The sequence below is a fragment of the Nonomuraea purpurea genome, assembly GCF_042650645.1.
Taxonomy (GTDB): domain Bacteria; phylum Actinomycetota; class Actinomycetes; order Streptosporangiales; family Streptosporangiaceae; genus Nonomuraea; species Nonomuraea purpurea.
Genome location: NZ_JBHSBI010000068.1, coordinates 1 through 7,235, shown reverse-complemented (window position 1 = coordinate 7,235; position 7,235 = coordinate 1). Strand labels below are relative to the sequence as shown.

The 7,235-nt window shown below is 69.6% G+C and carries 9 protein-coding genes and 2 pseudogenes; 6 read left to right on the top strand and 5 right to left on the bottom strand.

The window, feature by feature from the left end:
* The 5 genes and pseudogenes from ACFOY2_RS54465 to ACFOY2_RS54445 form a co-directional block, all read left to right on the top strand.
* Nucleotides 1–338 (top strand): annotated as a pseudogene (locus tag ACFOY2_RS54465) (RNA-guided endonuclease IscB); the annotation flags it as partial.
* 87 nt (nt 339–425) lie between these two features.
* The gene (locus ACFOY2_RS54460; protein ID WP_379536084.1) at nt 426–1,409 is read left to right on the top strand and encodes a sugar ABC transporter substrate-binding protein; all 984 of its coding nucleotides are present in this window, start codon (nt 426–428) and stop codon (nt 1,407–1,409) included.
* Between the two features lie 11 nt (nt 1,410–1,420).
* Complete coding sequence (locus ACFOY2_RS54455) at nt 1,421–2,383, top strand: ABC transporter permease (RefSeq protein ID WP_379536083.1); 963 nt, start codon at nt 1,421–1,423, stop codon at nt 2,381–2,383.
* Nucleotides 2,380–3,195 (top strand): ATP-binding cassette domain-containing protein, encoded by an 816-nt coding sequence (locus tag ACFOY2_RS54450; protein WP_379536082.1) that lies wholly within the window; start codon nt 2,380–2,382, stop codon nt 3,193–3,195. Before ACFOY2_RS54455 ends, ACFOY2_RS54450 begins: the two co-directional genes overlap by 4 nt.
* 21 nt (nt 3,196–3,216) lie before the next feature.
* Nucleotides 3,217–4,230, top strand: a complete 1,014-nt coding sequence (locus tag ACFOY2_RS54445; RefSeq protein ID WP_379536081.1) for a LacI family DNA-binding transcriptional regulator — start codon at nt 3,217–3,219, stop codon at nt 4,228–4,230.
* Between the two features lie 3 nt (nt 4,231–4,233).
* Here ACFOY2_RS54445 and ACFOY2_RS54440 read toward each other — a convergent pair whose 3' ends face one another.
* A complete protein-coding gene (locus ACFOY2_RS54440) occupies nt 4,234–4,440 on the bottom strand; it encodes a hypothetical protein (protein ID WP_379536080.1) in 207 nt (68 codons plus the stop codon).
* A 304-nt stretch (nt 4,441–4,744) separates the two neighbouring features.
* Between ACFOY2_RS54440 and ACFOY2_RS54435 the strand changes: the two genes are divergently transcribed.
* Nucleotides 4,745–5,167, top strand: coding sequence for a hypothetical protein (locus tag ACFOY2_RS54435; protein WP_379536079.1), 423 nt, complete (start codon nt 4,745–4,747; stop codon nt 5,165–5,167).
* 7 nt (nt 5,168–5,174) lie between these two features.
* Here ACFOY2_RS54435 and ACFOY2_RS54430 read toward each other — a convergent pair whose 3' ends face one another.
* From ACFOY2_RS54430 to tnpA, 4 genes and pseudogenes are all read right to left on the bottom strand, one after another.
* Nucleotides 5,175–5,363 (bottom strand): hypothetical protein, encoded by a 189-nt coding sequence (locus ACFOY2_RS54430; RefSeq protein ID WP_379536078.1) that lies wholly within the window; start codon nt 5,361–5,363, stop codon nt 5,175–5,177.
* Nucleotides 5,364–5,587: 224 nt separating this feature from the next.
* Nucleotides 5,588–6,415 carry a PIG-L family deacetylase gene (locus ACFOY2_RS54425; protein WP_379536077.1) on the bottom strand — a complete coding sequence of 276 codons (828 nt, stop codon included), beginning with the start codon at nt 6,413–6,415 and terminating at the stop codon, nt 5,588–5,590.
* Between the two features lie 51 nt (nt 6,416–6,466).
* Complete coding sequence (locus ACFOY2_RS54420) at nt 6,467–6,982, bottom strand: MarR family winged helix-turn-helix transcriptional regulator (RefSeq protein ID WP_379536076.1); 516 nt, start codon at nt 6,980–6,982, stop codon at nt 6,467–6,469.
* 80 nt (nt 6,983–7,062) lie between these two features.
* Nucleotides 7,063–7,235: pseudogene (tnpA, locus tag ACFOY2_RS54415) on the bottom strand (IS200/IS605 family transposase); the annotation flags it as partial.

The window sequence follows — 7,235 nt, the reverse complement described above, 5'->3', positions numbered from 1 at the left end:
TGACCGGATGGCCGGCCCGCATCCTGGTCGTCAAAGCCACCGGACGCGGCAGCTACAGCCGAACCCGCACCAACCGGTACGGGTTCCCCCGCCTGCGCCTACCCCGGATCAAGCACGTCAACGGGTTCGCCACCGGAGACCTCGTCCGCGCCACCGTCGCCACAGGCAAGAACACCGGAATCCACACCGGACGTGTCGCCGTCCGCGCCACGGGTTCCTTCAACGTCACCACCGTGACCGGCACCCGCCAGGGCATCAGCCACAAGCACATCCGTCTGCTCCAAAGAGCCGACGGTTACGGCTACACCACACGTCAGGAGAGCATCATTGAACGGTGAACGTCAGGGCACGCTCAGGCCCTTGAGTGCCTTCCCGCGCCCGTTTCCTCCCCGGCGTGAACGCCGGGGCCTCCACGGGAGCTTCTGATGAACGCAAAGATCTCGGCCGGCCTCCTCGTCACAACTCTTCTCGTCACCGGCTGTGGGGGCGGAGGCCAGACCGCCGCCACCACCACGCCCAAGGTCGGCCTGATCACCAAGACGGAGACGAACCCGTTCTTCGTCAAGATGAAGGAAGGCGCCCAGAAGTCCGCCCAGGCCAACGGCATGGAGCTGATGAGCGCCGCCGGCAAGTTCGACGGCGACAACGCCTCCCAGATCACCGCGATCGAGAACATGGTCGCCGCGGGTGTGAAAGGCATCCTCATCACCCCGAGCGACACCAAGGCCATCGTCCCGGCGATCAAGAAGGCCCGCGACGCGGGCGTGCTCGTGATCGCCCTCGACACCCCGACGGAGCCGCAGGACGCCACGGACGCCCTGTTCGCCACCGACAACCTCAAGGCGGGCGAGCTGATCGGCCAGTACGCCAAGGCCGCCATGGCCGGCAAGCCCGCCAAGATCGCGACCCTGGACCTGGCCCCCGGCATCACCGTCGGACAACTCAGGCACGACGGGTTCCTGAAGGGCTTCGGCGTCCAGGAGGGCGACCCGTCCGTCGTCTGCTCCCAGGACACGCGCGGCGACCAGGCCAAGGGCCAGACGGCCATGGAGAACTGCCTGCAGAAGGCCCCCGACATCAACGTCGTCTACACCATCAACGAGCCGGCCGCGCTCGGCGCGTACACCGCGTTGAAGGCCAAGGGCCGCGACAAGGACGTGCTGATCGTCTCCGTGGACGGCGGCTGCACCGGCACCAAGGCCGTCCAGTCGGGCCAGATCGCCGCCACGAGCCAGCAGTATCCGCTCAAGATGGCCGAGGACGGCGTCAAGGCCGTGGCCGCGTTCGCCAAGAACGGCCAGAAGACCAGCGGCTACGTCGACACCGGCGTCACCCTGATCACCGACAAATCCGTCACGGGCGTCGAGGCCAAGGACACCGCCTTCGGCCTGGCCAACTGCTGGGGGTGAGCATGGCCGTCATGGAAGCGACGCTGCCGCGCCGCCTGATCGCCACCTCGGTCGCGGGCCCGCTGGCCGCGCTGGTGCTGGCCTGCCTGTTCTTCGGCCTCAACTCCGCCCAGTTCTTCACCGGCCCGAACTTCTCCCTCATCATCCAGCAGGTCATGGTGGTCGGCACGCTGGCCATCGGCCAGACCCTGATCATCCTGACGGCGGGCATCGACCTGTCGAACGGCGCCATCATGGCCTTCGGCGGCATCGTGATGACCAAGCTGGCCGTCGACAGCGGCCTGCCGCCGCTGCTCGCGCTCGTCGCCGGGCTCGCCGTCTGCTCCGGGTTCGGGCTGGTCAACGGGCTGCTGGTGACGCGGATCTCGCTTCCGCCGTTCATCGTGACGCTCGGCATGCTGAACGTGGTCTTCGCCCTGACCCACATCTACTCGGCCGAGCAGACGGTCACCGACCTGCCGCCGCTGCTGACGTTCCTGGGGCAGACCTTCCAGGTCGGGCAGACGAACCTCACCTACGGCTCGCTGCTGACGATCCTGCTGTTCCTGCTGTTCGCCTACCTGCTGAGTTCGACGGCGTGGGGCCGTCATGTGTACGCGCTCGGCAACAGCCCCGAGGTGGCCCGCCTGACCGGCATCAGGACCGGCCGCCTGACGATCGGCGTCTACACGCTGGCCGGTTTCGTGTACGGCATCGCCGCCCTCCTGCTGGTCTCCCGCACCGGAGTCGGCGACCCGCAGGCAGGCCAGACCGACAACCTCGACAGCATCACCGCGGTCGTGCTCGGCGGCACGAGCCTGTTCGGCGGCCGTGGCCTGGTGATCGGCACGCTCGTGGGCGCCCTCATCGTCGGGGTCTTCCGCAACGGGCTGCAGCTCATGGGCGTAGCGTCGATATACCAGACGCTCATCACCGGCGTCCTCGTCATCCTCGCCGTCGCCGTCGACCAACTCTCCCGCAGGAGGAACCGATGACCACCCCGGTGCTCCAGGCCCGCGGCCTGGTCAAGAGGTACGGCCACGTGACGGCGCTCGACGGCGCCGACTTCGACCTGATGCCCGGCGAGGTGCTGGCCGTCATCGGCGACAACGGCGCGGGCAAGACCAGCCTCATCAAGGCGCTGACCGGCGCGCTGCAGCCCGACGCGGGCGAGATCCGGCTCGACGGCGAGCCCGTACGCCTGCGCGACCCCCTCGAGGCCCGCAGACACGGCATCGAGACCGTCTACCAGGACCTCGCGGTCGCGGCCTCGCTCGACATCGCCACGAACATGTTCCTCGGCCGCGAACTGCGCAAGCCCGGCATCCTCGGGCGCGTCTTCCGCCTGCTGGACAAGCGGCGCATGCGCGAGGAGTCGGCCAGGCACATGGCCGAGCTCAAGATCGGGCTGCGCTCGCTCACCCAGCCGGTCGAGTCGTTGTCGGGCGGGCAGCGGCAGGGCGTGGCCGTGGCCAGGGCGGTGGCGTGGGCCACCCACGTCGTCGTCATGGACGAGCCCACGGCCGCGCTCGGGGTGAAGGAGTCGGGCCAAGTGCTCGACATGATCAGGCGGGTCCGCGACGGCGGCACGCCGGTCGTCCTCATCAGCCACAACATGCCGCACGTGTTCGAGATAGCCGACCGTATCCACATCCAGCGTCTGGGCCGCAGGGTCGCCCAGATCAAGCCGGGTGACCACGGCATGGCCGAGGTGGTGGCGATCATGACGGGCGCGCTCCAGGTCACGGGGGAGGGCCGCGCCGTGGTCGCCGACAAGGACGCGGCCCAGGCGATCGGCCTGTCCTGATGGGCCACTAGCATGGGCGCGATGCGGCGTCCGACGATGACAGATGTGGCCCGTGAGGTCGGGGTCACGGCCAAGACAGTTTCACGGGTGCTGAACGACGAGGGCCCGGTCGCCGTGGAGACCCGCGAGCGCGTCATGGCGGCCGTCAGGAAACTCGGCTACCAGCCCAACCTGATGGCGCGCAACATGCGGGTCGGCGCGCGGGACGCCGCGATCGGCCTGGTCATCCCGGAGATGGGCAACCCGTTCTTCGGGACGGTCGCGGGCGGCGTCGAGGGCGTCATCCGCGAGCGCGGCCTGACCCTCATCGTCGGCTCGTCCAGCGAGAACGCCGAGCTGGAGCACTCGCTCATCGCCACGTTCCTGGCCCGCAGGGTGAGCGCCCTCATCGTCGTGCCCTCGGCAGGCAGCGACCACCGCCGCCTGCGCGCCGAACGCGTGGCCGGCCTGCCGATCGTCTTCCTCGACCGCCCCTCGGTCGGGCTGACCGCCGACAACGTCGTCAGCGCCAACCGGCAGGGCGCGCAGACCGGCGTCACCCACCTGATCGCCCACGGCCACCGCAGGGTCGGCTTCGTCGGCGACCTGCCCGCCGCCCTTTACACCCGCCGCGAGCGTTTCCAGGGCTACCGCGACGCCCTGGCCCTGGCGGGGCTGCCGTTCGACCGCGCGCTGGTCGACAGCGGCCACGACCAGGACGCTGCGGCCCGCGCGACGCTGCGACTGTTAGCGCTCGACGACCCGCCGACGGCGCTGTTCACCGCCAACAACCTCGCCTCGATGGGCGCGGTGCTGGCGCTGTCGCGTGCCGGGCGCAGGGACGTGGCGCTCGTCGGCTTCGACGACCTGCCCCTGGCCGAGGCCCTCGACCCGCCGCTGACCGTCGTGGCCCAGGACCCGGCCGGCATGGCCGCCGCGGCGGCCGAACTGGTGCTGTCGCGGATGGACGGCGACCGGTCGAAGGCCCGCCGCTCGCTGGTCCCCACCCGGCTGATCGTCCGAGGCTCGGGCGAAGTGCCCGCGCCCCGGACGTGATCGTCACCGTTCGACGGTGAACCGCCCGGTGAGCGGGCCGAGCACCACGGCGTAGCTGCCCGGCGGGCGCCGCCGCAGGTCGAAGGAGACCCACGCGCTCCGCCCGGCCCGCAACGGCCCGCTCCGCCGCTGCTCCTCGGCGCCGTTCACGCGCAGCACGGCCTCATACGAGCCGTCCTTCTCGCCGACGTTCTTCACCGACGCGCGCACCCGCCGCGAGCTGACGTCCAGGTCGCCAGCACCCCGTGTTTCCGAAGCCCGGCGCCATGTTCACCCACAAGCGCCCTGCGAGGGCTCTGCCCGGCCATCCACGCACGATGCGACACGGGCCGAGGGTCTCCGTGGACGCAGCCCCGACTGCGACAGAGGGGGCGTGAGGCGTCTGACCTGCTATGGACCAACAGGTGCGGAATATGGGCTCTTGGTATGGCGGTTCCGGGCGGATCACATGATGATGTTCGAGGCTCGTTGTTCAGTGACAAAGATCGTTGTTCAGTGAGAAAGGTGGAGGAACATGCGTAATGAGGCGAAACCCCAGCGTCGCCGTCTCCTGCATGGCATCACGGCCACACTGGCCGTGGCCGCCGGCGTTCTCGCGTTCGGGGGATCGGCCGCCGCCGCCGGCGTGCAGGCCGCGCCCGGGCAGCCCGCCGCGGACGCCGTCTGCATCCCCGAGGCCCGCGTTTGCCAGGGGGTCAGCGGCAGCCCCGGCAGCTATGAGTACACGTTCAGGATTCTGAACGCGCCGACGACCCTGGGCATCACGTGGACCATCAATGGCGCTCAGGCCTCCGGCTCGTACACCCAGGTTCGCAACGGCACCACCCTTCAAGGAACCTTCCGGCCCTTCACCGCCCTGGTCACCGGCGACCAGGTCTGCATGTGGCTCACGGGCGGGGACATCAGCCCCGGCCCGTACTGCGCCACCACCCCGTGATCGCGCCTCAGCTCCGCTGAGCGCCGATGCTCAGCCCGCCGCCGGTCCCGAACTCCTCGACGATCCCGGCGCGCACCGCCTCCAGTGTGTGCCGCCGGGCGCGTAGCTTGCTGTCCGCGTGGGCTCGCAGGTCGAGAGTGGTCAGGGACTCGGCGGTGGCGCGGGCGACGTCCCAGACCCTCGCCGGCTCCACCACCTGATCGAGGAACCCCGCCGGGACCGCGTCATCGGGGGAGAAGACCTCGGCGAGGGTCAGCGCCCTGGTGAAGCAGGCGGGCGTGAGCCGGGCACCGAGATCGAGTTGACCTTGCCGTCGTCCATGGTGATGGTGGCGACGGAGTCTTTGAGCTGGTACGTGACGAGCGTCCCCATGGTGGGCCCTCTTCCGGTAGGAGTCGCCCTAGAATAATGTTCCGGAGGTCAGGCGTCACGCAGGCCCGCGAACAGGTCCTCCTCGTGGTCCGGGGCCTCGACCTTGCACAGCTTCCGTTCGAACGCCTCGTGCGAGAACGCCAACTGCTGGGTCTGCTCGGGCATGCGCAGCAGGAAGATGTTCTCCCCCTGGCTCTCGTGCGCCTGGAGGGCCTTGAGCTTGCGCCCGACGTAGGGGCTGACGTCGACGACGGAGGTGACGCGCTCGTCGGGCGTGCCGAAGTCGTCGGACGGCTCGAATCCGCCGAGATCGACACCGCTGTCGCGCATCATCTCGAACATCTGCTTCATGGCGGATCGCGGCATGGCCGTGTAGTAGAACTTGTCGGGAATGCCGCTCGATTCGACGGCCGCGACGGTGATGCGGTGGGCCTGGACGTGGTCGGGGTGGCCGTAACCGCCGCCGCCGGTCTCGTCGTAGGTCACCACGACCTGCGGCCGGTAATGCTCCATCAGCGCCGCCAGCCTGGCCGAGGCCGTCTCGACCGGCACGTTGGCGAACGCGTCGGGGTGGCCGTTGCCGTCCCAGCCGTCCATGCCGGAGTCGCGGTAGCCGAGCAGTTCCAGGTGGTCGATGCCCAGGTGGGAGACCGACTCGCGCAGCTCGGCCAGGCGCCGCTCGGCCACCGCCGCGTCGTCGTGGCCGGCCTCGCCGGGCTTGACGCCGCCCTGGTCGTCGCCCTGCTCGCCGTTGGTGCAGGTGACCAGCACGGTGCGGATGCCCTCTTCGGTGTAGCGGGCCAGGATGCCGCCGGTGCTCAGACACTCGTCGTCGGGGTGGGCGTGCACGACCATCAGGGTGAGTTGCCGATCCATGGCTGGGAACTCTACCTCCCGGCTCCGACACTTTCGTCGGGGGAGTTGTGGTCAGGTGTCTGTGGTCGTGGGGGTGCCGAGCATTTCGTCCACGACCGTGCAGGGGTCGGTGTCGGATTCCACGTCCCGCACCCCGCAGGCGACCCGCCGCAACAACGTCCTGAACGCCTCGCGCTCGCCGGCGTCCAGGGCGGCCCCCAGGACGCGGTCCTCGGCCTCACGCACCCGCTGCTCCAGTTTGCGCAGGGCGGCGGCGCCCTCGTCGGTGGCGACGATTTTGCGCTGCCGCCGGTCGGCGGGGTTGAGCCGGCGTTCCACCAGGCCGGCCTGGACCAGGTCGTCGATGAGGTACGTCATCACGGTGCGGTCGATGCCGAGATGGGCGGCCAGCGCGAGCTGGCTCGGCTGGTCGCCGTGGACCACGGTGGACAGCGTCTGGTAGCCCCGCACCCCGTGCGGGAAGTCGCCGAGCACCGTCACGAGGGAGCCGTGGAAGGCCCGCAGCAGCACGCCGAGAGACCATCCGAAGTCGCCTTCTGCCTCGACCGGCTTGCCCTCGTCGCTCATCCATCCAGCATAACGGCCGACCCGTGGCCCGGCCGATCATCTCGACGGCAGACGGTGACCGCTCAGGGGCCGACCAAGTTGCTGTGCAGGTAGCGGGTGGAGACGCCCTTGAGGGAGTTGACCAAGACGGAGGGTTCGGCCTTGGGCGGGAAGCCGACGAGCAGGTGGACGTGGTCGTGTTCGCCGTTGAACTCGCGGAGTTCGGCCTCGAAACTGTCGCACACCTCGATCATGATGTCTTCGCAGCGGCGCA

Coding starts and splice junctions, on each gene's coding strand:
- ACFOY2_RS54420 (WP_379536076.1), bottom strand. CDS start 6,982: ATGAGCGACGAGGGCAAGCCGGTCGAGGCAGAAGGCGACTTCGGATGG.
- ACFOY2_RS54445 (WP_379536081.1), top strand. CDS start 3,217: ATGCGGCGTCCGACGATGACAGATGTGGCCCGTGAGGTCGGGGTCACG.
- ACFOY2_RS54450 (WP_379536082.1), top strand. CDS start 2,380: ATGACCACCCCGGTGCTCCAGGCCCGCGGCCTGGTCAAGAGGTACGGC.
- ACFOY2_RS54455 (WP_379536083.1), top strand. CDS start 1,421: ATGGAAGCGACGCTGCCGCGCCGCCTGATCGCCACCTCGGTCGCGGGC.
- ACFOY2_RS54435 (WP_379536079.1), top strand. CDS start 4,745: ATGCGTAATGAGGCGAAACCCCAGCGTCGCCGTCTCCTGCATGGCATC.
- ACFOY2_RS54460 (WP_379536084.1), top strand. CDS start 426: ATGAACGCAAAGATCTCGGCCGGCCTCCTCGTCACAACTCTTCTCGTC.
- ACFOY2_RS54425 (WP_379536077.1), bottom strand. CDS start 6,415: ATGGATCGGCAACTCACCCTGATGGTCGTGCACGCCCACCCCGACGAC.